Annotated in this window: 21 protein-coding genes; 8 read left to right on the top strand and 13 right to left on the bottom strand. The window is 62.2% G+C overall.

The window, feature by feature from the left end; all coding sequences use genetic code 11:
• Positions 1 to 31 precede the first annotated feature (31 nt).
• The 3 genes from F3J31_RS06730 to F3J31_RS06720 are packed head-to-tail and all read right to left on the bottom strand — an operon-like array spanning position 32 to position 3,610.
• Entirely contained in the window at positions 32 to 1,096 is a 1,065-nt protein-coding gene (locus tag F3J31_RS06730; RefSeq protein ID WP_167212140.1) for a sugar ABC transporter substrate-binding protein, read from the bottom strand.
• Positions 1,097 to 1,115: 19 nt separating this feature from the next.
• Complete coding sequence (locus F3J31_RS06725; RefSeq protein WP_167212137.1) at positions 1,116 to 2,111, bottom strand: ABC transporter permease; 996 nt, start codon at positions 2,109 to 2,111, stop codon at positions 1,116 to 1,118.
• Complete coding sequence (locus F3J31_RS06720) at positions 2,108 to 3,610, bottom strand: sugar ABC transporter ATP-binding protein (protein ID WP_167212134.1); 1,503 nt, start codon at positions 3,608 to 3,610, stop codon at positions 2,108 to 2,110. The genes F3J31_RS06725 and F3J31_RS06720 overlap by 4 nt, the downstream gene beginning before the upstream one ends.
• Before the next feature lie 159 nt (positions 3,611 to 3,769).
• Here F3J31_RS06720 and F3J31_RS06715 point away from each other — a divergent pair, with 159 nt between their 5' ends.
• The 4 genes from F3J31_RS06715 to F3J31_RS06700 all read left to right on the top strand — a co-directional run bounded on the left by F3J31_RS06715 (position 3,770) and on the right by F3J31_RS06700 (position 6,523).
• Positions 3,770 to 4,858 carry an oxidoreductase gene (locus F3J31_RS06715; RefSeq protein WP_167212131.1) on the top strand — a complete coding sequence of 363 codons (1,089 nt, stop codon included), beginning with the start codon at positions 3,770 to 3,772 and terminating at the stop codon, positions 4,856 to 4,858.
• A 57-nt stretch (positions 4,859 to 4,915) separates the two neighbouring features.
• Positions 4,916 to 5,659, top strand: a complete 744-nt coding sequence (locus tag F3J31_RS06710; protein WP_045909613.1) for a 3-oxoacyl-ACP reductase family protein — start codon at positions 4,916 to 4,918, stop codon at positions 5,657 to 5,659.
• Positions 5,660 to 5,841: 182 nt separating this feature from the next.
• A complete protein-coding gene (locus F3J31_RS06705) occupies positions 5,842 to 6,147 on the top strand; it encodes a type II toxin-antitoxin system RelE/ParE family toxin (protein ID WP_167212127.1) in 306 nt (101 codons plus the stop codon).
• A complete protein-coding gene (locus F3J31_RS06700) occupies positions 6,119 to 6,523 on the top strand; it encodes a helix-turn-helix transcriptional regulator (protein ID WP_045909615.1) in 405 nt (134 codons plus the stop codon). Before F3J31_RS06705 ends, F3J31_RS06700 begins: the two co-directional genes overlap by 29 nt.
• On the opposite strand, the gene F3J31_RS06695 is transcribed toward F3J31_RS06700, so the two are convergent.
• The 7 genes from F3J31_RS06695 to entC form a co-directional block, all read right to left on the bottom strand.
• A complete protein-coding gene (locus F3J31_RS06695; protein ID WP_006809671.1) occupies positions 6,520 to 6,717 on the bottom strand; it encodes a YbdD/YjiX family protein in 198 nt (65 codons plus the stop codon). The genes F3J31_RS06700 and F3J31_RS06695 overlap by 4 nt on opposite strands.
• Positions 6,718 to 6,777: 60 nt before the next feature.
• On the bottom strand, positions 6,778 to 8,883 hold the full coding sequence (gene cstA, locus F3J31_RS06690) for a pyruvate/proton symporter CstA (protein WP_167212124.1): 2,106 nt from the start codon (positions 8,881 to 8,883) through the stop codon (positions 6,778 to 6,780).
• Between the two features lie 145 nt (positions 8,884 to 9,028).
• Positions 9,029 to 9,442, bottom strand: coding sequence for a proofreading thioesterase EntH (gene entH / locus F3J31_RS06685; protein WP_167212121.1), 414 nt, complete (start codon positions 9,440 to 9,442; stop codon positions 9,029 to 9,031).
• A complete protein-coding gene (gene entA / locus F3J31_RS06680) occupies positions 9,443 to 10,195 on the bottom strand; it encodes a 2,3-dihydro-2,3-dihydroxybenzoate dehydrogenase EntA (protein ID WP_167212118.1) in 753 nt (250 codons plus the stop codon). It lies immediately after the preceding gene.
• Positions 10,195 to 11,049 (bottom strand): isochorismatase, encoded by an 855-nt coding sequence (locus F3J31_RS06675; protein ID WP_167212115.1) that lies wholly within the window; start codon positions 11,047 to 11,049, stop codon positions 10,195 to 10,197. Before F3J31_RS06675 ends, entA begins: the two co-directional genes overlap by 1 nt.
• A gap of 10 nt (positions 11,050 to 11,059) precedes the next feature.
• The gene (gene entE, locus F3J31_RS06670; RefSeq protein WP_167212112.1) at positions 11,060 to 12,670 is read right to left on the bottom strand and encodes a (2,3-dihydroxybenzoyl)adenylate synthase EntE; all 1,611 of its coding nucleotides are present in this window, start codon (positions 12,668 to 12,670) and stop codon (positions 11,060 to 11,062) included.
• 9 nt (positions 12,671 to 12,679) lie between these two features.
• Positions 12,680 to 13,855, bottom strand: a complete 1,176-nt coding sequence (gene entC / locus F3J31_RS06665) for an isochorismate synthase EntC (RefSeq protein ID WP_063621109.1) — start codon at positions 13,853 to 13,855, stop codon at positions 12,680 to 12,682.
• Between the two features lie 188 nt (positions 13,856 to 14,043).
• On the opposite strand from entC, the gene fepB reads away from it, so the two are divergent.
• Entirely contained in the window at positions 14,044 to 15,003 is a 960-nt protein-coding gene (gene fepB / locus F3J31_RS06660) for a Fe2+-enterobactin ABC transporter substrate-binding protein (RefSeq protein WP_048226041.1), read from the top strand.
• Positions 15,004 to 15,086: 83 nt separating this feature from the next.
• On the opposite strand, the gene entS is transcribed toward fepB, so the two are convergent.
• A complete protein-coding gene (entS, locus tag F3J31_RS06655; protein WP_167212109.1) occupies positions 15,087 to 16,322 on the bottom strand; it encodes an enterobactin transporter EntS in 1,236 nt (411 codons plus the stop codon).
• Positions 16,323 to 16,430: 108 nt separating this feature from the next.
• On the opposite strand from entS, the gene fepD reads away from it, so the two are divergent.
• Genes fepD through fepC form a run of 3 tightly spaced genes read left to right on the top strand, consistent with a single transcriptional unit; the run spans position 16,431 to position 19,215 of the window.
• Positions 16,431 to 17,435, top strand: a complete 1,005-nt coding sequence (gene fepD, locus F3J31_RS06650; protein WP_167212107.1) for a Fe(3+)-siderophore ABC transporter permease — start codon at positions 16,431 to 16,433, stop codon at positions 17,433 to 17,435.
• The gene (gene fepG / locus F3J31_RS06645) at positions 17,432 to 18,424 is read left to right on the top strand and encodes an iron-enterobactin ABC transporter permease (protein ID WP_167212104.1); all 993 of its coding nucleotides are present in this window, start codon (positions 17,432 to 17,434) and stop codon (positions 18,422 to 18,424) included. The genes fepD and fepG overlap by 4 nt, the downstream gene beginning before the upstream one ends.
• A complete protein-coding gene (fepC, locus tag F3J31_RS06640) occupies positions 18,421 to 19,215 on the top strand; it encodes an iron-enterobactin ABC transporter ATP-binding protein (protein ID WP_167212101.1) in 795 nt (264 codons plus the stop codon). Before fepG ends, fepC begins: the two co-directional genes overlap by 4 nt.
• An 87-nt stretch (positions 19,216 to 19,302) precedes the next feature.
• On the opposite strand, the gene entF is transcribed toward fepC, so the two are convergent.
• On the bottom strand, positions 19,303 to 23,160 hold the full coding sequence (entF, locus tag F3J31_RS06635) for an enterobactin non-ribosomal peptide synthetase EntF (protein ID WP_167212099.1): 3,858 nt from the start codon (positions 23,158 to 23,160) through the stop codon (positions 19,303 to 19,305).
• Positions 23,157 to 23,369, bottom strand: a complete 213-nt coding sequence (locus F3J31_RS06630; protein WP_167212096.1) for an MbtH family NRPS accessory protein — start codon at positions 23,367 to 23,369, stop codon at positions 23,157 to 23,159. The genes entF and F3J31_RS06630 overlap by 4 nt, the downstream gene beginning before the upstream one ends.
• Positions 23,370 to 23,372 lie beyond the last annotated feature (3 nt).

Below are 23,372 nucleotides of genomic sequence, written 5' to 3'. Positions count from 1 at the left end.
GGGTAAGGCGCAGCCGCCACCCGGCTGGGTTTTATTTATTCTTCGCTTCCAGCGTCGCAAACCACGGCGCGATAAAATCTTCCGTCTGGCCCCAGCCCGGAATGATTTTCCCCAGCGACGCCACGTTCACCGCACCCGACTGGGCGGTCAGCAGCGCCTGTGGAATAGCGGCAGCCTTAAAATCGTAGGTCGCAGGCGTGGCTTCCCCGGCAATCTTGTTCGCCACCAGACGCACGTTGGTCGCGCCAATCAGCTTCGGATCCACCGCCACGCTCACTTTCCACGGGCTGCCCGGCTCGCGCATCAGCTGCAGATCCTGGTTGGAGATGTCGATACTGTAGAGTTTGATCTCGGTACGCCCGTTCTCTTTCAGCGCTTTGTACGCGCCCTGGCTGAAGGCGTCCCAGGTTCCCCAGATGGCGTCGATTTTACCTTTCGGGTATTTCGCGAGGATCGCACCCACCTTGTTGGCGGTGTCGCCCTGCACGTCAGAGGAGACCGCGCCGATAGACTCCAGCTCTTTGATGTCCGGGTACTGTTTTTGCAACTCTTTATACGCCGCCTGACGACGCTCCATCGGCGGGAAGCCCGCCACCCACAGCTTGACGATATTGGCCTTGCCGTTGAAATCTTTCGCCAGTTGGCCGAAGGAGAGGTTCGTCAGGGAGGCATCGTCCTGCTGGGTGACGGTCACACCCGGGATCTCGCCATTAACTGCCGTATCAAAGACGGCGACCTTAATCCCGGCGTCCACCGCCTTCTTCACCAGCGCGGTGGAGTACGGATCGCGGCCCTGAGACAAGATAATCCCGTCGTACTTCTGGCTGATGGCCTGGTTCACGAAGTCCTGGAATTTGGCGTCGTCCCCGTTGCTTAAAAAGGTGCTGACCTTAAAGCCAAGCTTCTTCCCTTCCTGAATGGCTCCGGCAATAAACTGCGTGGTGTTGTCGTCTGAGCCGAGGTTACGGATCACCGCGATGCGAATGGGGCCGTCGTGGTTGGCAATGGCCGCCGGAAGCGGTGCGGGCGTGGCCGCGAAGCCAGGCAGAGCGGTGAATAACCCTAATGCCACCAAAGAGAGTGCAATCTTTTTCATTTTTTATCCCGTTGTGTTGTCAGCTTTTTTGTATGTACGTAATCGCCAGCGCTACCGCGAGCACCAGCCCTTTTATAATGTCCATGGCGTAATACGGCACGGAGAGCATCACCAGCCCGTTCGACAGCACGCCGAGAATAACCGCCCCCACCAGGGTCCCCAGCGCATTCGGCTTGCCGGACCCGGCCAGCGAGAAGCCGATCCACGCCGCCGCCACCGCATCCATCAGGTAACCGCCGCCCGCGTTTACCTGCGACGAGCCAATGCGCGAGGCCAGCAAAATCCCGCCCAGGCCCGCCAGCAGGGAGGCAATCACGTAGGCCGCCACCTTGTAGCGGGTGGTGCGAATCCCCGAGAGGCGCGCCGCCTCCGGGTTGCCGCCAATGGCGTACATCCGACGACCGTGAGTGGTGAGCGACAGCCCCAGCTGCGCCAGAACTGTCACCACCAGCATGATGATCACGATCGTCGGCACCTGCCCCAGCAGGCTGAACGTCGCCGGAATGGTGCCTTCCGCCATGTCACCGCTCGGCAGCACCATGTTCTCGGTAATCGACCCGCCGTAGCTGTAGGTCATCGCCACGCCCTGGATCACAAACAGGCTGGCCAGCGTCGCGAGCATGTCCGGAATGCGCAGGATGACGATCAGAAAGGCGTTAAACAGACCCACCAGCGTGCAGAGCGCGAGGGTGATCAGAATCGACTCGGTGGTGCCGAAGCCGTGCCAGACGAAAAGGGAAATCACCAGCGCGTTCGCCAGCGACGCGGTCGATCCTACGGAGAGATCGAACCCGCCGATGGTCAGCGATATCGACACGCCGATGGCTATCACCGTCACGATGGCAATCGAACGCAGAATATTGATGATGTTGTTTGGATCGAGGAAGCTGTCCGACGCCAGGCCAAAGACGGCCACCAGCGCGACGACGGTTAACAGCATGCCCCACTTGTAGAGAAAATCGAAAATCTGCTGACGGCCAGACGCCGTCGCGTTTACTGAAAGGGCCTTGCTCACGACGCCGTTCCTCCGGTTGAATAATAAAGTAGTGTCTCTTCACGGGCCTCGGCCCCGGCGATTTCCGCCACGATGCGCCCGTCCCACAGCACGCAGATGCGGTCGCACAGCCCGACCAGCTCGGCAAACTCGCCGGAGGCGTAAATCACCCCTTTGCCCTCACGCGCCAGGCCGTCGATCAACTGGAACAGATCGGTTTTGGCCTTCACGTCCACGCCTTTGGTCGGCTCGTCGAAGATCAGCACACTCGCGTCATTGCGCAGCCACTTGCCGATGGCGACCTTCTGCTGGTTGCCGCCGGACAAACGTCGCAAAACCTGTCCGGGACCGCGGGCGCGCACGCCGACGCGGGCGATCACCTCCTCCGCCCAGCGCCACGCCTGACGATGGCCGAACAGGCTCCAGCGCGAGAAGCTGTTATCGGCGCACACGGCAAGGTTCATGCTCACCGGCTCGTCGATAAAAATGCCCTCTTTACGCCGCTCTTCCGGCACCAGCGCCAGGCCGCGCAGCACCGAGTCCGCCGGATCGCGCGGCTGCCAGGGCTGTTGATTCAACTCACCGCGCGACACGCGGCTTTTGCTGGCGCCAAACAGCGCCTTACAGAGTTCGGTTTTGCCCGCGCCCGCCAGCCCGGCAATACCGAGAATTTCGCCCTTACGCAGGTGCAAGGAGATATCTTTCAGCAGCGCGTCGTCGTGCAGCCCTTCTACCCGCAGCAACGTTTCGTCGCCGTGCGGCGGCCGCGCGGGCGGGTAGATATCGCTCAGCACGTGGCCGAGCATCTTCTCGACGATCGCTTCGCCGCTGAGATCGGCCATCGGGCCGGACTCGATCAGCTTGCCGTCGCGCAGCACCGTCAGGGTGTCGCAGATGGCCTTCAGCTCGTGAATGCGGTGGGAGATAAACACCACGCCGATGCCCTGCTGCTTTAACCGTCTCACCACCGCAAACAGGCGCTCGCTCTCGTGCGCGTCCAGCGGCGCGGTGGGCTCATCAAGAATGAGAAAACGGCAGTGGTGGGACAGGGCGCGCGCCAGCAAAATCTGTTGCTTTTCGGCAAGCGTGCAGGTGTCGATGGAACGGCGTACGTCCAGAGCAACATCCAGCTGCGCCAGCGCCTGTCTCGCCTGCTGGCGGACGGTGCGCCAGCGGAAGCGATGCCCCGGCTGCGCCAGCTGGTCGAGCATGATGTTCTCGGCGATGCTTAACCCCGGGATCAGCGCCACGTCCACCTCCTGCTGCACAAGGTGGATGCCCAGCCGTTTGGCGTCGAGCGGTTCGCGGATGCTTACCGGCTGGTTATTGATGGATATTTCGCCTTCATAGTGGTCGTGCGTCCCGCACAGCACCGCCATCAGCGTCGATTTCCCCGCGCCGTTGGCGCCGGTCAGCGCATGTACCGATCCGCCGGTTAAGGTGAAGTTCACGCGCGACAGCGCCTGAAACCCGGAAAAGGCCAGGCTGATACCGCGCATTTCAAGGCGACTGGAAACCATCCGCGTAAATCCTTCATAACTCTTCTGATTTATCGAATTTTTCACAGCTCCGGTTGACTGACAACGACGGAAAAGGCATAAGTTAAAGCGAAATATTATTAGCCATCCGGATGTCCAGACATAACATCGGGTTAGCGCTTGCTAAAAAAGGACAACACCATGAGCAACACCGATATCCGCGTCGTGCCTGGCCCGGCGAACTACTTCTCCCATCCCGGAAGCCTTGCGCATCTGAATGACTTCTTTACCCAGGAGCAGCTTTCCCGCGCGGTGTGGATTTACGGCGAGCGCGCTATCGACGGCGCGCGCCCTTTCCTGCCGGAGAGCTTTCACGCGCCGGGGGCGAAACACCTGCTGTTTAAAGGCCACTGCAGCGAGCGCGACGTCATCCATCTGGTGAACGAATCCGGCAGTGACGCCAGCGTGGTGATTGGCGTCGGCGGCGGTGCGGTGCTGGATACCGTCAAGGCCGTGGCGCGTCGTCTGGGCGTGCCGTTCGTGGGTATCCCCACCATTGCCGCTACCTGCGCGGCATGGACCCCGCTCTCCGTCTGGTACAACGATGCCGGGCAGGCGCTGCATTTTGAGATCTTCGATGACGCCAACTTCCTGGTGCTGGTAGAGCCACAGATCATTCTCAACGCACCCGCGGAATACCTGCTGGCGGGTATCGGCGATACGCTGGCGAAGTGGTACGAAGCGGTAGTGCTTGCTCCGCAGCCTGAAAACCTGCCGCTGACCGTGCGGCTGGGCATCAACGGCGCGCTGGCGATCCGCGACGTGCTGCTGGAGCACAGTGAGGAAGCGCTGGCCGACCAGCAGCGCGGCGAACAGACGCAGGTCTTTCGGGACGTGGTGGATGCGATAATCGCCGGCGGCGGGATGGTCGGCGGTCTGGGTGAGCGCTATACCCGCGTGGCGGCGGCGCATGCGGTACACAACGGTTTAACCGTGCTGCCGCAGACGGAAAAATACCTCCACGGCACCAAGGTGGCCTACGGCATTCTGGTGCAAAGCGCCCTGCTCGGCCAGGACGACGTGCTGGCACAGCTGGTCTCAGCGTATCGACGTTTTAACCTGCCGACCACGCTTCGCGCGCTGGAGGTCGATATTCACAACCGCGACGAGCTGGATAGGGTGATTGCCCACACCCTGCGTCCGGTGGAGTCAATTCATTATCTGCCGGTGACGTTAACGCCTGAGGTTCTGCGCGCGGCGTTTGAGAAGGTGGAATACTTCAGCCGTTAATCTCCCTGACCGTCTATACCTAATGATGATTCTTACCACTCTCGTCACGAGGTCATCATGCAGATCGATTTAACAGGTAAAAAGGCGCTGGTTACCGGTGCCAGCCGCGGGTTGGGTCGGGCTATTGCACTGTCGCTGGCACGCGCCGGTGCGGATGTGATTATTACGTATGAAAAATCTGCCGATAAAGCCCAGGCGGTCGCTGAGGAGATTAAGGCGCTGGGACGACACAGCGAAGCTGTGCAGGCCGACAGCGCCAGCGCGCAGGCGATTCAGGATGCCGTTACCCATGCGGCGCGTTCCCTTGGCGGGCTGGACATTCTGGTCAACAACGCGGGTATCGCGCGCGGCGGCCCGCTTGAGTCCATGACCCTGGCGGACATTGACGCGCTCATCAACGTCAACATTCGCGGCGTGGTGATCGCCATTCAGGAAGCGCTGGTGCACATGTCCGACGGCGGGCGCATTATCAACATCGGCAGCTGTCTGGCCAACCGCGTGGCGATGCCGGGTATTGCCGTTTACTCGATGACCAAGTCTGCCCTTAACTCCCTCACCCGCGGCCTGGCGCGCGATCTGGGCCCGCGCGGTATTACCGTTAACCTTGTCCACCCCGGCCCCACCAACAGCGATATGAACCCGGAAGACGGCGAACAGGCGGAAGCCCAGCGCCAGATGATCGCAGTCGGCCACTACGGCCAGCCGGAAGACATCGCGGCGGCGGTCACCTTCCTTGCCAGCCCGGCTGCGGGGCAGATCTCCGGCACAGGGCTGGATGTCGACGGCGGGTTGAACGCCTGATCGCATATTTCCTGCAAGCCTCTGTCGCCCGGCAGAGGCCTTCTCAAGCCGCCTCGACGGTTTGCGTTTTGCCTCTTACCTGTTTTTTTTCTCCGCTCTACAGTACCCATAAGAAATTCGGAATTTATCTAATAGTCTTATTATTTCCTTATATTTTGTGTGGGCGTACAGTGGAGGTACGGATGAAGATTGTCTGGTCCAATGGTGCAAAGAAGGCGTTTTCAAAGATTGACGAGCGGTATCAGCACCGCATTGAGGTAAAGCTTAATGAGCTGGATGACCGTTCAGCTCCCCAGCCCGATATCAAAAAAATATCGGCGACCGAAAATCATTTCCGGCTACGCGTTGGCGATTACCGCATCATCTATACGCTTCGGGACGATCCCGATAACCATTGTTATGTTTTAGCCGTCAAGCGCAGAACTTCAACGACTTACCTGCATGAGGAGAGTGCCACCTATGGCTGTACAGCTAATCAAGGACGATAACGGGAAAACGCAGTACGCCGTTATTCCCTATCACGAATATTTTCGTATGCTCTTACAGATGTCAGAAATTGACGACGAAACCGATGACGATCTGGAGGATATTGAGGTCGAACACGATAGTCTGGATGACGTGGAATTGCCCGGAGAAGTGTGCAGCATCATGACCTGGCAGAACGTCAGCCTGCAGGCCGCGTGGCGTATCCTACGCGGGCTATCCCAGCAGGAGGTGGCGGAGAAACTGGGCATCAGCCAGTCCGCCGTGTCGCAGCTGGAAGCGCTGGACTCCCGTCCGCAAAAGCGCACCCGTGAAAAGCTGGCAGCGATCTACGGCTGCAAGCAGGAGCAGATCAGCCTCTATTTACCGAAAGAGGGTTAACAGCACTTCGCCCCGCCCTTGCCGCCGTAACGGGCGTCCTGGCGGTCACGGAAAAATTCTTCGTAGGTCATTGGCGTCTGGTCCGGATGATTGACACGCATATGCTCGACGTAGTTGTCGTAGTCCGGCACGCCAATCATCATTTTGGCGGCCTGGCCCAGGTACTTACCGGCTTTGGAAAGGGTGTCAAACATGATTCTGATCTCACAGGGAATGCAGGCCGGGTAAGGCGAAGCCGCCACCCGGCACAAAGGTTAGTGCGCCCCTTTCGCCTGGGTCACAATCTCTTCCAGGTTTTCAGGCATTAGCTCATACGGCGTCTCTTTCGCCGTTGGCGTGTCGACTTTCAATGCCGCCAGCGCGGTCTTGAGAGAATACAACGCCAGCACCACGACCACCACCATAAAGAAGATGGTCAGCCCGGCGTCCAGACGGTTGTTAAACACCAGCTGCGACAGCTGTGATTCGGTGTACTGTGCCGGGATCTTGCCGCTGTCGATCATCGCCTGGAACTTGTTGGCAATTGCCAGGAAGCCCACCTTATTATCCGGACTGAAGGCCTTCTGCCAGCCCGCCGTCAGGGTACAGATCAGCAGCCACGCGGTAGGCACCAGCGCCACCCACGCATAGCGCTGGCGCTTCATCTTGAACAGCACCACCGCGCAGAGCATCAGCGCCATGCCCGCCAGCATCTGGTTGGCGATACCGAACAGCGGCCACAGGGTGTTAATCCCGCCCAGCGGATCGACCACGCCCTGATGCAGGAAATAGCCCCACGCCAGTACGCACAGTGCCGTCGCCAGCAGGTTAGCCGGGAGCGAGTCGGTCCGCTTCAGGTTCGGGGAGATGACGCCCAGCAGATCCTGCAGCATAAAGCGCGCCGCACGGGTTCCCGCATCCACCGCCGTCAGGATAAACAGCGCTTCAAACAGAATGGCGAAGTGATACCAGAACGACACGTCCATCAGCCCGCCCAGCGCGCCGTGGAGAATATACGCCATGCCCACCGCCAGCGTCGGCGCCCCGCCCGCGCGGGAGATTATGGACTGCTCGCCCACTTCGCTGGCGATGCTCGTCAACGTATCAGGGGTAATCGCGAAGCCCCAGCCGCTCACCACCTGCGCGGCAGATGCCACCACGTCAACGGTACCGGCAGGAGCCAGGACCGCCATCGGGCTGTTCATCGCGAAGTAGACGCCCGGGTCGATAATGCAGGCGGAGACCAGCGCCATGATGGCCACGAAGGACTCCATCAGCATGCCGCCGTAGCCGATCAGGCAGGCCTGATTTTCATTCGCCAGCATCTTCGGCGTCGTCCCGGAGGCGATCAGCGCGTGGAAGCCCGACACCGCACCGCAGGCAATGGTAATAAACAGGAACGGGAACAGATTCCCGGTCCAGACCGGGCCGGTACCGTCGATAAATTTGGTTAATGCTGGCATGGTCAGGGTCGGGCGCATAATCAGAATACCGATTGCCAGCCCGACGATGGTGCCGATTTTCAGGAACGTTGAAAGGTAGTCGCGCGGGGCCAGCAGCAGCCACACCGGCAGCACCGCCGCCACAAAGCCGTAGCCCACCAGCATCCAGGTCAGCTGTACGCCGGTAAAGTCGAAGAACGGCGCCCAGGTCGGGCTTTCCGCCACCCAGCCGCCGGAGATAATGGCGAACACGAGCAACACCAGACCAATCACCGACACTTCACCAATGCGGCCCGGACGCAGGTAGCGGATGTAGATCCCCATGAACAGCGCCAGCGGAATGGTAAAGGCTACGGTATACGTTCCCCACGGGCTGTGGGTCAACGCTTTCACCACGATCATCGCCAGCACCGCGAGGATGATCACCATGATCATAAAGGTCGCCACCAGCGCAATCACCCCGGCAGTGGCCCCCATCTCCTCTTTCACCAGCTCCCCCAGCGAACGTCCGTCGCGGCGGGTGGAGACGAACAGCACCATAAAGTCCTGCACCGCCCCCGCCAGCACCACCCCGGCGAGGATCCAGATCATCCCCGGCAGGTAGCCCATTTGCGCCGCCAGCACCGGGCCCACCAGCGGGCCTGCTCCGGCGATCGCCGCAAAATGGTGACCGAACAGCACTTTCTTGTCGGTCGGCACGTAGTCCAGACCGTCGTTATGGCGGACGGCAGGCGTCATGCGGGTGCTATCGACCGCCAGAACATTTTTAGCGATATAGCGGCCATAAAAACGATAGGCGATCAGGTAAACGCAGACCGAGGCAACGACGATCCAGAGCGCGTTGATCTGCTCCCCCCGGTTGAGGGCGATGTAGCCCAGGGCAAAGGCTCCCACAACGGAGAGCCCTGCCCATGTAAGGTATTTCCCTGAGTTGTTCATAGTTGTTGTCCGTTGTTGTGAAACAGTGAGATGTTACATTTTGTTTCTAGAACAACCGGAAAAATTTAACAACTTTGAAACGCAATAATGCGTGGTCAAACCAGAGATTTACACCACAGTGTTAAGCCGATCACTTTGATCTGAGTTAGCCCAGCACCATCGTACTCAACCGGCAGGTACAGCACCGCCGCCCCTGCTCGTTGAAAACCACAATCTCCCAACTCTGGCTCGAACGCCCAAGATGCAGCGGCTGACACACGCCACGAACCGTGCCGTGGGATACCGCCCGATGATGCGTGGCGTTCAGCTCCGTTCCCACCACGCTCTGCCCGTCGCGGGTCATCAGAAATCCGGCCATTGAGCCGAGCGTTTCCGCCAGCGCCGCCGAGGCCCCGCCGTGGAGCAGGCCAAACGGCTGATGGGTACGCGCATCCACCGGCATCTCCGCTTCCAGCGTGTCATCCCCGAGGTGGGTATAGACAATGCCCAGGTTCGCCACCAGGGTATTCACGCTGGTGGCGTTCAGTTCCTCAAGCGATAAATGACGTTTCCAGATCATTTACGCCCCCAGCGTGGAGCCGCCGTCCACCACGATATCCTGCAGGGTGATATGGCTGGCGGCATCGGAGGCAAGGAACAGCACGGTCGCAGCTATCTCCTGAGGACGGGCAATTTTGCCCAGCGGAATACCGAGCTTAAACTGCTCGCCGAAGCCGCGAATGCGCTGCTGCTCCGCATCGTCGCTTTTCCACAGGGTGCGCTGCATATCGGTGTCCGTTGAGCCCGGCGACACCAGATTGCAGCGCACGCCGCTGCCTGCCAGCTCCAGCCCGACGGTCAGGGCCAGGCTTTTCAGCGCCGCTTTCGATGCGCCATAGGCGCTCATGCCGATGCGCGGCGTGTGCGCCGCATCGGACGCCACGGTCACAATCGCCCCGCCCTGCTGACGGCGGAACTGGCCCATGGTCTGCTGGAACAGATTGAACGCGCCGCCAACGTTGACCGCAAAGGTGTCCTGCCAGTCCTTCTGCGAGAGCTGGTCCGTCGCCCCCATGCGCAGAATGCCCGCCGCGTTGACCAGCACGTCCAGCCGTTCGAGCGAAGCCAGTACGCGCCCGCACACCTCATGCACCTGCGCGGCATCCGCCACGTCCAGCGTTTCGGTGGCAAACGGATAGTGATCCTGCGCGAAGGCCAAATCGAACCCAGTCACCTGCGCGCCGGCTTCGGCAAACGCTATTGCGGTCGCGTAGCCAATCCCCTTCCCCGCGCCCGTCACCCAGACGGTTTTACCGGTGAAATCAAAACGCATCACTTCACCTCGCGGGAAAGCAGCGCCCACCAGGCGTCGAGGGTCGGATTTTTCGCCAGCATCACGAAGTCGATATCGCCGTGTACTTTGCGCCAGCGGGCGGCCAGCGCCATCATGCGTACCGAATCCAGGCCGTAGTCGATCAGGTTTTCGTCATCCATCGGCTCGTCGGACTCATCCAGCAGCGGCAGAATAAGCTCGCGCAGCGCGGCCTTCGAGGCCGGAACGGACGGCAGCAGTTCGTCGGTCATCACCACGCGACCCGAGCGGCCGGCTACATAGTTCAGCGACATCAGGTGCTCATCACGGGTGAAATCCGCCAGCGCGTCGGCAATGAAGAACGGCTTAATGTCGCGCATAAAGGCGTCGGTGGCGGTGGTCATGCAGCCGATGTGGGCGTAGACGCCGGTAATCAGCAGTTGGTTGCGGCCCGTCTCTTTCAGCATCTGCTCCAGCGGCGAGCGGTGGAACGCGCTGTAGCGCCACTTCACCAGCACCGTGTCCGCTTCGTCCGGCGCCAGCTCGGCGGCGATGCGCTGCTGCTCCGGCGAACGGGTCAGCCCCGGGCCCCACATGTCGTTCAGCAGGGCGCGATCGTCATCGCTCTGCTCTTTTGGCTGCGCGGTGTAGTACACCGGGATATTGTGTTCTTTGCACCAGGCGCGCAGTCTGGCGATGTTCGCCACCACCTGCTGCATCATCTCGCTGTTTTCGCCCCAGAAGTTCAGGAAATACTCCTGCATATCGTGGATCAGCAGCGCCGCGCGCTCGGGCTCAAACGCCCAGTTCACCTTACTGGTCGGCAGCTCTGCGGCGGTCGGCAGCGCGTAAGCGGTTAATTTTGGAATGGCCATACTCTGTTCCTCAGCCCCGGGCGCGTTCAGCAAGCCGCAGGCGCAACTGTTTCTTATCGACTTTGCCGACCGGCGTCAGCGGGAGCGCATCCACGCTCTCCACGCGGTCCGGCAGCTTGAATTCGGCGACGCCCTGCTCGCGCAGGAAGCGACGCACCTCAACCGCGCGCAGGGGCTGTTTCACCACCAGATACGCGCAGCTCTTCTCACCCAGCAGGCTATCCTCCATGCTCACCAGCGCGGCGTGGATCACCGACTCATGGCGCAGCAGCAGGTTCTCGATCTCTTCGGCAGCAATCTTCTCTCCGCCGCGGTTGATCTGATCTTTCTCGCGCCCCTGCACGGTGATGTAGCCCTGCTCGTCAATGGCGATCAGATCCCCGGAGCAATAAAAGCCGTCGGCGTCGAAGGCGCTGGCGTTGTGTTCCGGGCTGTTGAAATAGCCGCGGAAGGTGTACGGGCCGCGCGTCATCAGGCGCCCGACTTCCCCGCGCGGCAGCGGGTTGCCGTGCTCGTCCGCCACCCACACTTCGTCGTCCGGGCACATCGGTCGGCCCTGGGTGTTGATGATGCGTTCCGGCGCGTCGTCGAGCGCGGTGTAGTTCACCAGCCCTTCTGCCATGCCGAACACCTGCTGCAGCTGGCAGCCGATTTCTGCCGGAATGCGCGCCGCGAGCGTGGCGGAGAGGCGTGCGCCACCCACCTGGAGCAGCTTCAGCGACGCAAGCTGCGCGTTGCCCGCGCCGTCGGCAATCGCCTGTAGCCAGAGGCTTACCGCCGGGGGCACCAGCGAAGTGACGTTAATCTGATGCCGTTCAATCAGCGGGAAGCAGAGCGTGGCGCTCGGATCGTTCGCCAGCACCACGCAGCCGCCCGCGGTAAAGACGCCTAACGACCCCGGCGAGCTCATGGCGTAGTTGTGCGCCGCGGGCAGCGCGTTCAGATACCGGGTATGCGCAGTGATACCGCAGATCTCGTTGCTGCGGCGAATGCTGTAGTCGTAGTCGTTGTGCGTCCGCGGGATCAGCTTCGGCGTGCCGGTGCTGCCGCCGGAGAGCTGGAAGAACGCCACTTCGTCGGCGGGCGTCGGGTTAGGGATAAAATTGTCCGCCGGACGCGTAATCGCCGCGTCCAGGGCATATTCACCCTTATCGCCGCGCAGGAGCACGACGCGCACCGAGCGATGCTCATCCACAAAGGCATGAAGAAAATCATCGCTCGCAAACAGCGCATGGTCGCGATCGGCGATCAGCGCGGCGGGGTTGATCTGCGCCGCATAGGCGTTCAGCTCGCTGCGCTGGTGGCTAAAGAGCGCGTTGACCGGCGCGACGCCGATTTGCAGCAGCGCGAAGAAGGTCATGTAGAACTCTGCCACGTTGCCAAGCTGCACCAGCGCCGTCTCGCCACGCTGCAGCCCACGCGCCTGAAGGGCTGAGGCCAGGTTGTTCACGGCCTGATTCAGCGCGCGGTAGGTAATGTGGCGATCGCCATCGATAATCGCCACCGCATCGCTGTCCGCCCGATCCGTCAGGATGTGGGTCAACGGCAGATCCTGCCAGTAGCCTTTTTCACGGTAGCGGCGGGCAAATGCCTCAGGCCAGCGGGTAAAGGGAATGGTCATGAGTCTTCCTTAGTGCAAACCAAACACGTTGAGCATGGTGGAGAGCTTCACGCCCGTCTCGCGCCACTCGCCCACCGGGGAGGAGGCAGGCACAATGCCCGCACCGGCAAACAGGCGAACGGTATTTTCACGAAGACGCGCGCAGCGGATGGTCACCACCCACTCGCCGTTGCCTTCGCTGTCGCACCAGCCAACGATGCCGCCAAACAGCTCGCGGTCGAACGGCTCCAGCTCGGCAATCAGCTCTTTCGCGGCCTGATGCGGGAAGCCGCTCAGCGCCGGGGTCGGGTGCAGCAGGCAGGCCAGGGTCAGGGCGTTCTCGTTTTCACGCGCCTCGCCTTCCACCGGCGTCGCCAGATGCCACAGCGTCGGCGTGGTAATCAACTGAGGAGAATCAGGCATGCTGAGATGGTGGCTGCGCGGTGCCAGAATGGCCCTCATCGCCTGGGTGACCAGGTCGTGCTCGTGACGGTCCTTTTCGGAGGCCAGCAGCTTATTGCCCGCTTCGCGATCCAGCACGTCGTCCGGCTGACGGCGCGCGGAGCCTGCCAGCGGCAGCGAGCTAAAGTGCGCCCCCTCTTTGCGCAGCAACAGCTCCGGGCTGGCGCCCAGCAGCACGCCGCCGTCTTCCAGCGGCACGTGGAAGTTGAAGCTCGCCGGGTTCTGGGCGATCAGGCGCTCCATCAGGGCGCCGCTGTCCATGCGTTTGTCGGTCGCGATATCAATCAGGCGAGACAGCACCACCTTGTTCACCTGCGGCGTGGCGGTCAGCGACGCGGCGCGAGCGACCATCTCTTCGAAGACGGGCTGCGGCGGGATCTCGGTGCGTTGTGCCACCTTCAGCGCCTGCGCGCCGGAAAAATAACGTGCGGACTGCTGACGTGCGGGACGGGAAAAGGTTTCCCAGCGTTGCGGAATAAACAGCGACGAGGGCTTGCGGGTGTCGAACGGGATCGCCCCCACCATCACCGGGTGAGCAATACCGCTGGCTTTTGCCGTGCGGAAGGCCTGGGCTAATTTTTGCTGGAAGCGACCCGCCGGATCGTCACCGCCGACGGCGGGTTCACTGAAGCGGGCAAAGCAGCCGGACGTGGTAAAGCTGCGGTAAGGCGACATAAAGAAAAAACGGTCTGATTCCAGCGTGGTTGCGGCGTGCTGAACTTCCTCAGCCAGGGACGTATCCATATCATCCTCCTCAAAATGATAAAAGAAGCAATAATGATTATCATTTATATTTTCGTCGGCTAACCTAATCCCACATCGCTTCGCTGTCAACCGTCGGGCAAATAACTTGTGCGACAAAAGCTTGCATCCCGGTGCGGTAACTATGAAAATGAGAAGCATTATCTTCAACGAAAACAGGATCCCGCGCTGTGAAATTCCCTGCCGTTTTCCGTAATCCCCTGCTTTTATTCGTGCTTTTTGTTTTAGGACTTACCTCAGCCGCTGCCGCCGACTGGCCGCGTCAGGTGACTGACAGCCGCGGGGTTCATACCCTTGAGCACAAACCGACGCGCATTGTCTCCACCAGCGTGACCTTAACCGGCTCCCTGCTGGCCATTGACGCACCGGTCGTCGCCAGCGGCGCAACCACGCCGAACAACCGCGTGGCGGATGGACAGGGTTTCCTGCGCCAGTGGGGCGATATCGCGAAGCAGCGCAAGGTAGCGCGGCTGTACATTGGCGAGCCGAGCGCCGAAGCGGTGGCCGCACAAATGCCGGACCTGATTTTGATCAGCGCTACCGGCGGGGATTCCGCGCTGGCGCTGTACGATCAGCTTTCCGCCATTGCACCGACGCTTATCATCAACTACGACGACAAGAGCTGGCAGGCGCTGCTGACCCAGCTGGGCACGATAACCGGACACGAAAAGCAGGCCGCCGGGCGCATAGCCGCGTTTGATACGCAGCTCGCGCAGGTGAAACAGCAAATGACGCTGCCGCCGCAGCCGGTGAACGCCATCGTCTACACCGCCGCCGCGCATTCCGCCAACCTGTGGACCGCCGAATCGGCGCAGGGCAAGCTGCTGCACCAGCTGGGCTTTACGCTGGCGGACCTGCCTGCCGGGTTGCAGACCTCAACAAGCCAGGGCAAGCGCCACGACATTATCCAGCTGGGCGGTGAAAACCTGGCGACGGGACTGAACGGCGAAGGGCTGTTTGTGTTTGCCGGTGACGAGAAAGACGTGGCGGCGATTTACGCTAACCCGCTGCTGGCGCACCTGCCGTCGGTGAAAAACAAGCGCGTGTGGGCGTTAGGAACTGAGACGTTCCGCCTGGATTATTACAGCGCGATGTTGGTGTTGCAGCGTTTAGAGGCAATTTTCGGGTAATGTATGCGCCCGGTGGCGCTTCGCTTACCGGGCCTACGGGTGCAAAATGTAGGCCGGGTAAGGCGCAGCCGCCACCCGGCAAATCACACAGGGGCACTCTCCTGCCTGAACCGGCGCAACTCCACCAGCGCCACCAATAAGATCACACCAACCATCGCTAACACAAACCCGCTGCTGCTCGCCGACGCCACCGGGCTCATTATCGCCCCCAGCCCGCCGAGGATCGCCGCGCCGATGGCATCGCCCGTGACGTTCTGCGCGGTCCACAGGCCGTTGATGCGCCCGAGCATCCCTTCCGGCGTCTGGGTCTGGATCAGGGTGTACTGCAAGAGCGAGCTGATGGCGCTCAGCCAGCCAAAGATCACCAGACACATCACCCCGAGCGCCCAGACCGGCATCAGGCTAAAGAAGCCAATGGCGATAAACGAGGCCAGCGTGGCAAGCAGCATAATCAGCCCCGGACGCGCGCTCTGCGCCAGGTTGCCGCTGGTCAGCGCCCCGCAGGCCGCGCCGAGCGGAATCGCGGCGTACAGCAGGCCAATCTCCGAGGCGCTCATCCGCCACTCTCCCGCTAACGCCGGATACAGCACGCGCACGGCGCTCGCCATGGTCAGCAGGCCGCCAAGCAGCGCAATGCCGCCAATCAGCGGGTTACTGAACAGAAAACGAATAGCGGCCATCAGTGATGTCAGCGGATGCTCGCGCGGCTGCGGCGGAGGTGGCAGCAGCGGCAGGCGCAGCAGCGTCAACGTGGTGATAAAGGTCCCCGCCGCCGCCAGGCCGTAGTTCCATGCCACGTTGCCAGTTGCCAGCAGCAGGCCGCCGACCATCGGCGAAATCACCGAGCCGAGGCGCACGGTGAGCATGGTGATTGCCCCCGCCTGCATCAGATTTTCTCGCCCGACCAGCGCGGGCGTCGCCGCCAGAAGCGCCGTCACGCCTAAGGAGGCAAAGAAACCGTCCCACAGCCCGAGGGCATATATGGCAATCAGCGACGGCTCCGGCAGCATGGCGTTCAGACACAGCCCGATAAAGCCCACGCCGCAGGTGCCGCGCGCCAGCAGGATCAGCTTTTTACGCTCGTAGCGGTCCGCCAGCACGCCGCCGACCATCAGACCGATGAACATCGCCCCGCCGGTTAACGTCACCGATAACCCCACCAGCCAGCTGGAGTGCGTCATAGTCTGGATCTGGACCGGTACGGCCACGCCGAGCAGGCCGAGGGATAAAATGGAGATAAAACGAGCGATAAAGACGGCGCGATACGCCGGGTGCGTTTTGAGCAGGCTGAGGTTGAGCAGCCAGGATTTTTGATTCATGACAAAGCCTTGAGTGTAATTCTACCCATTCCATGGGCGCACATGCTAACATAGCCAAATAAGATAGATAACGATAATCACTATCATTATCAAGTCATGGATGTTGCTATGTCGTTTTCCTCTTCTTCGGTGCGCGCCATTGCCGTGCCCGTTTTATTGCTGCTATTGAGCCTGGCGATTGCGCTCAGCCTGCTGGTCGGCGCCAAGCCGCTGCCCGCCTCCGTTATCGTTGATGCGCTCTCAGGCACCTGTCAGAGCGCCGACTGCGTCATCGTGCTCGACGCCCGCCTGCCCCGCACCCTTGCCGGACTGCTGGCCGGTGGCGCGCTCGGCCTTGCCGGTGCGTTGATGCAAACCCTTACCCGTAACCCGCTGGCGGACCCCGGCATTCTCGGCGTGAACTCCGGTGCCAGCTTTGCCATCGTGCTCGGCGCGGCGCTGTTCGGCTTCACCTCTCCGTCTGAGCAGCTGGTAATGGCCTTCTGCGGCGCGCTGGTCGCCTCGCTGGTGGTGGCGTTTACCGGCAGCCAGGGCGGCGGACAGCTGAGCCCGGTACGCCTGACGCTGGCGGGCGTGGCGCTTGCCGCGGTGCTGGAAGGCTTGTCCAACGGCATCGCCCTGCTCAACCCGGACGTTTACGACCAGCTGCGCTTCTGGCAGGCCGGCTCGCTGGATATCCGCACCCTTGAAACCCTGAAAGTGGTGGCGATCCCGGTGATGGTTGCCGCCGCCGTAGCGCTGTCGTTAAGCCGGGCGCTGAACAGCCTGAGCCTCGGCAGCGACACCGCCACCGCCCTCGGCAACCGCGTGGCGCGCACGCAGCTGACGGGCCTGCTGGCCATCACCGTACTGTGCGGCAGCGCGACCGCCGTGGTTGGCCCGATTGCCTTTATCGGCCTGATGATGCCCCATATGGCGCGCTGGCTGGTGGGGGCGGATCACCGCTGGTCCCTGCCGGTCACGCTGCTGGCGACCCCTGCCCTGCTGCTGTTTGCCGACGTGCTGGGCCGCCTGCTGGTGCCGGGCGAGCTGCGCGTCTCGGTGGTCAGCGCCTTTATCGGTGCGCCGGTGCTGATCTTCCTGGTACGACGCAGACGCGGAGGTGGCGCATGATGGCCCCGTCCCGGCGTTTAGTCGCCTGCGTCTCCCTGCTGGTTATCGCCATTCTGCTGCTGGCAACGTGGAGCCTCAGAAGCGGCGCGGTGACGCTCGATTTCACCCAGGTGTTTAACGCCCTCACCGGCAGCGCGCCGCGCAATATCACCCTGGTTGTCACCGAATGGCGACTGCCGCGCGTGGCGATGGCCATTCTGGTGGGCGCGGCGCTCGGCGTCAGCGGTGCGATTTTCCAGTCGCTGATGCGCAACCCACTCGGCAGCCCGGACGTGATGGGCCTCAATACCGGGGCCTGGAGCGGCGTGCTGGTGGCGATGGTGCTGTTCGGGCAGCACCTGACGGCCATCACCTTTACGGCGATGGCGGGCGGCATTCTGACGTCCTTACTCATCTGGGCGCTGGCCTGGCGCAACGGCATCGACACTTTCCGGCTGATCATTATCGGTATTGGCATCCGTGCGATGCTGATGGCCTTTAACACATGGCTGCTGCTGCAGGCCTCGCTGGAAACGGCGCTTTCCGCCGGGCTGTGGTACGCGGGCTCCCTCAACGGCCTGACGTGGGGCAAAACCTGGCCCGCGGCACCACTGATTGTGCTGATGTTTATCGGCGCGCTGCTGCTGGTACGGCGCATGCGGCTGCTGGAGATGGGCGACGACAGCGCCTGCGCGCTGGGCGTGGGCGTTGAGCGCTCGCGCCTGATGCTGATGCTGGTCGCCGTACTGCTGACCGCCGCCTCCACCGCCATCGCCGGGCCGATCTCATTTATCGCCCTTGTCGCGCCGCATATCGCACGACGTCTTAGCGGAACGGCGCGCTGGGGCTTGACCCAGGCGGCGCTGTGCGGCGCGCTGCTGCTGCTGGCCGCCGATCTCTGCGCCCAGCGGCTGTTTATGCCTTACCAGCTTCCGGTGGGCGTGGTGACCGTCAGCCTCGGCGGCATCTACCTTATCGTCTTGCTCGTTCAGGAGTCTCGCAAGAAATGACAGATTCAACCACCCGCTTGCGCGGCGAAAATCTCACCCTCGCTTACGGCAAAAAAATTATTGCCCGTGATTTATCCGTCGCCATTCCGGACGGCCACTTCACGGCGATTATCGGCCCGAACGGCTGCGGGAAATCGACCCTGCTGCGCACCCTGAGCCGCCTGATGACGCCGGTTGCGGGGAGCGTGCTTCTCGACGGCGAGCAGATCCAGCGCTTCGCCAGCAAAGAGGTGGCCAGGCGCATCGGGCTGCTGGCGCAAAACGCCACCACGCCGGGGGACATCACGGTTCAGGAGCTGGTCTCGCGCGGGCGCTATCCGCACCAGCCGCTGTTTACCCGCTGGCGTAAAGAGGACGACGAGGCGGTGAACCGCGCGATGCAGGCGACGGGCATTACCGATCTCGCTCAGCAAAGCGTGGATACCCTTTCCGGCGGACAGCGTCAGCGCGCGTGGATCGCGATGGTGCTGGCGCAGGAGACCTCCATCATGCTGCTGGACGAGCCGACGACCTGGCTGGATATCAGCCATCAGATCGACCTGCTGGAGCTGCTGAGCGAGCTGAACCGCGCGCAGGGGTACACCCTGGCGGCGGTGCTGCACGATTTAAACCAGGCGTGCCGCTACGCCACGCACCTGATTGCCTTGCGAGACGGGGAGATTGTGGCCCAGGGTGCGCCGAAAGAGATTGTCACGCCGGAGCTGATCGCGCGGATCTACGGCCTGCGGTGCATGATAATCGACGATCCGGTAGCGGGAACGCCGCTGGTGGTGCCGTTAGGTCGACGGTAATTGCCGGGTGGCGGCTACGCCTTACCCGGCCTACACTCGGCTCCCGTAGGCCGGGTAAGGCGTAGCCGCCACCCGGCGCTTTTGACGTTACCCCAAAATATTCTTCAACACCGGCCCTATCTTCTCAAACGCCTGCGGTGAAATGATATCCACGTGGGCGCAATCCTGGCTGTACACCTCAAGCTCCGACACCCACGGCGCCCACGCGGCCTGCGGATCCATGGTTCGCGTGCGCTCGGCGACAAACAGCGTCGCTTTGCCGTCAAAGCGCGCGCTGTGCGCCGTGGTGAGCAGCCGCACCGCGTCGGCGTAGTTGCCTTCAATCGCGTTAAACAGCTCGCTGGAGCCCTGCCCCTGCTGGGCGGCGATAAACGCCTGACGTTCCCGCTCGATCTCTGCCAAGACCGCCGGGTCGAGGCCGTTAGCCTCTTTTTCCGCCCAGTTCTGGGTTTCCGGCGGCCAGGTATCCAGCAGGCCGAGGAACGAAACCGCTTCACCCTGCTCGCGTAGGCGGGCCGCAATCCCCTGCGCCAGCGTGCCGCCGAGGGAATAACCGAACAGGTAATACGGCCCCTGCGGCTGCTGCTTACGTAACGTAAACAGGTGGCGCTCAATCACCCCATCCAGATCCGCACACTGCTGCATCGGCCCGTCCGGGCGCGGCGACTGAATGCCGACGATTGACCAGCGCGGGCTGAGGTAGCGCGCCAGCACGCTAAACTGCCAGGCGAAGCCGGACGCCGGATGGAAGCAGAACAGCGTCGGGCCGTCGCCCTCACGCAGCGGCAGAAGCGTTTCATACCCCAGACGCTGCGCCTGCTCGTCACTCATCTGCGAGTCCAGCAGGGCGCTAAGCTTGCTGACCGTCGAGGCGACCATAATCTGCCCCGGCGTGACCTTGCGGTTGAACGCACGGCTGAGCTGCGCCGCCAGACGCATAGCCAGCAGCGAGTGGCCGCCGAGGGCAAAGAAATCCGCCTCAATGTCGTTGATCTCGCAGCCCAGCAGCGCGGCAAACGCCTGCGCGACGGCGATTTCGGTTTCGCTTTCCGGGGCCCGTCCGGACGTTTTACCGGTCAGTTCCGGCAGCGGCAGCGCCTTGCGATCCAGCTTGCCGTTGGCGCTCAGCGGCAGCGCGCTGATTTGCAGCAGCACCACCGGCACCATATGCGGCGGCAGCTGGGTTTTGAGCGATTCCAGCAGCGCGTCGCGGTCCAGCGGTAAGCCGGATTCAGAAACCACGTACCCCACCAGCTGGCGAGCATCGCCGCCCGTTGCCGCCGCATGGTTGAAGACGCAGGCGTGCGCCACGGCCTGGGCCACGTCCGGCAGCAACAGCATCGCCCGGTCGATTTCACCCAGCTCGATGCGCTGGCCGCGAATTTTAAGCTGGTCGTCGCTGCGGCCCAGATATTCCACCGCGCCGTTATCCAGCCAGCGGGCAACGTCGCCGGTGCGGTACATCCGCTCGCCCGGCGCAAACGGGTCGGCGATAAAGCGGCTGGCAGTGAGATCCGGACGGCCAAGATACCCCTGCGCCAGCTGAATGCCGGTGAGGTAGAGATCGCCCGCCACGCCGAACGGCACCGGGCGCATCATCGCATCCAGAATGCGCAGCCCCGTGTTCCACACCGGGAAGCCGATCGGCACGCTGTTACCTTCCACCGCCGCCAGCTCAGGCCCAAACGCCGGATACCAGCTGACGTCCACCGCCGCTTCCGTCGGGCCATAAAGATTGTGCAGCGGCACGCGGGTCAGCTGTTCCCACTCGCGGCACAGCGCCGTCGGCAGCGCTTCGCCGCTGCAGAACACCTGCTTCAGCGTTTTGCAGCAGGCGACGTTTTCCGGCGTCAGCGAGGCAACAAACGCCGCCAGCATCGACGGCACGAAGTGGGTAGTGGTCACGCCATAGTGGGCGAAGAAGCTTTGCATCGCCTGCGGATCGCGGTGCGCGTCCGGCTCGGCCATCACCAGCTTCGCCCCGGCGATAAACGGCCACCAGAACTCCCACACCGACACATCAAAGCTGCACGGCGTTTTCTGCGCCACCATGTCAAACGCCGTCAGTGGATAATGATCCTGCATCCACTTCAGGCGGTTAACGATGGCAGTATGGCCGACCATGACCCCTTTTGGACGCCCGGTCGAGCCGGAGGTAAAGATGATGTACGCCGTCTGCTCCGGCTTCGCCAGACGCAGCGGTTCAGCACCCGCGGTCGGTAATAGTGTGTTGTAACTAAAAGTCTCGACGGAGAGATCGCTAAAGCGCGGAAGCTGTTCGTCAGTGGTAATGAGCAGAGACGGCTTCGCGTCCTCAAGCATCATCCGCAGGCGATCGTCCGGGTAGCCGGTGTCGAGCGGTAGCCACGCGGCGCCCGCCTCCACAATGCCGTGCAGCGCTAACGTCAGGAATACCGAGCGCGGCAGGGCCACCGCCACGCTGTCGCCCGGCTTCACGCCGCGCGCACGCAGCAGGTTTGCCAGCGCGATGACCTGCTCGCGCATCTGGCGATAACTGAGTTCAACGTGCGCATCCGCCAGCGCCGGGGCGTCCGGCGTTTTGCTCGCCTGTTCCGCCACCAGATCCGCGAGCGTAGTGGACGGCAGCGCCAGTCCGGTATCGTTGATGCGCGCCAGTTGGGCATATTCCTGTTCAGAAACGGTTTCCACCTCGCCGCAGCGCAGGTCCGGGTTGGCTGCAAATTGCCTCAGCATCGCGTTCAGGCGCGCGACGTGACGCGTCAGCGTCGCCTCGTCGTAGCGCTGTTTATTGGCGAGGATCTCAATGCTCAACCCGCCCTGCTCGTCCGGGAACAGCGCCAGTTCCAGATCGTTCACCGGGCCGGTCGCCAGCGTGTGGGTGATGGCCTCCACGCCGTCGATATCCAGCTGGTAGTCGAACACTTTCACGTTCAGCACCGGGCCGAACAGCGCTTCATCGCCCGCCGCTTTCCCACTGTCGCGCACGATCTGCTCGGCGTCGTAGCGCTGGTGGCGACGCATTTTTTTCAGCTGGTTCGCCAGGCGCAGCGCCAGCGAGGGCAGGCTCTCCTGCGGATCGATATTGATCGCCAGCGGCAGGACGTTAAGCACCGGCCCGGTCGCGGTCAGGGCTGCGGACCCCATCCTTCGCATAAAGATAAACCCGGCGGCGTAGTCCAGCCGTCCGGTGAGGCGCCCCAGCCACAGCGCCACCAGCGCAAGCGCCAGGTCGGTGCGCTGTACCTTTTCTGCCGCCTGCGCAAGCTGGCTAAAAGCACGAGCGTCGGCGGCGATTTTCAGGCGCAGGATATCCGTTGTCGCGGCACGACCCGGCAGCGGCGCGGAGGAGAGCGAGACCGGAGAAGGCAGCTGTTTGCGCTGCTCGGCCCAGAACGCGCCGTCGCGCGGGTACGCCTCGCTGTCGCGATAGCGCTGGTACTCGTCCACCACCTCTGCAAATGGGGTAAACGGGGATTCAGGCGTGGGGTCGCCCTTTTTCCACGCGGCATAAATTGCAGCGATCTGGCGGGTAATGGCCGGGAAGCTGAAGCCATCCACTACCAGATGATGATACCGCTGATACCAGTACCAGTGGTTGTCACCGACCTGAATCAGCTGGTGAAACGCCAGCGGCTGACCGCTGTCGACGCGCAGGTTCTGGTTAAGATCGGATTCCATCAGCGCCACGGCGGCGGCGTGGGAATCAACGCGAACAACGGACGGTTCCGGCAGAATGAAGGTCTCATCCACCCACTGCCACACCTCACCGTTTTCTTCTGCAAAACGCATGCGCAGGGTATCGGCCTGCAGCATGCCTTCCGCAATGGCTTTAACCAGCAGTGGCGCATCGATATCGCCTTTCAGCTCGGTGTAGTGCGCCACGCTCCAGGCGTTTGGCAGCGTGGACAGCTGTTCCGCCATCCAGATCCCCGGCTGGGCGGCGACGAGAGGAAGACGGTTCATGCGTTCTCCCCCACAAAGTAAGACGGCTCAAGCGTCCGCCAGCGTTCCGCCAGCCACTGCTGGCACGCCTCCTGCGACTGTGCTTCACACACTATGCGCCACCCTGCCGGCAGTTCGCACTGCTGCGGCCACAGGCTGTACTGCCCCTGGTCGTTTTGCAATATGGCGAACTGTCCCTGCGGATTATCGAAAGGATTGCTGAATTCCATACA

Origin of the sequence: Enterobacter sp. Acro-832 (assembly GCF_011752745.1) — a bacterium.
In the GTDB taxonomy this organism is placed as follows: domain Bacteria; phylum Pseudomonadota; class Gammaproteobacteria; order Enterobacterales; family Enterobacteriaceae; genus Enterobacter; species Enterobacter quasiroggenkampii.
The sequence above is the reverse complement of the archived record's forward strand: the minus strand, read 5'-3'. Positions and strand labels throughout refer to the sequence as shown.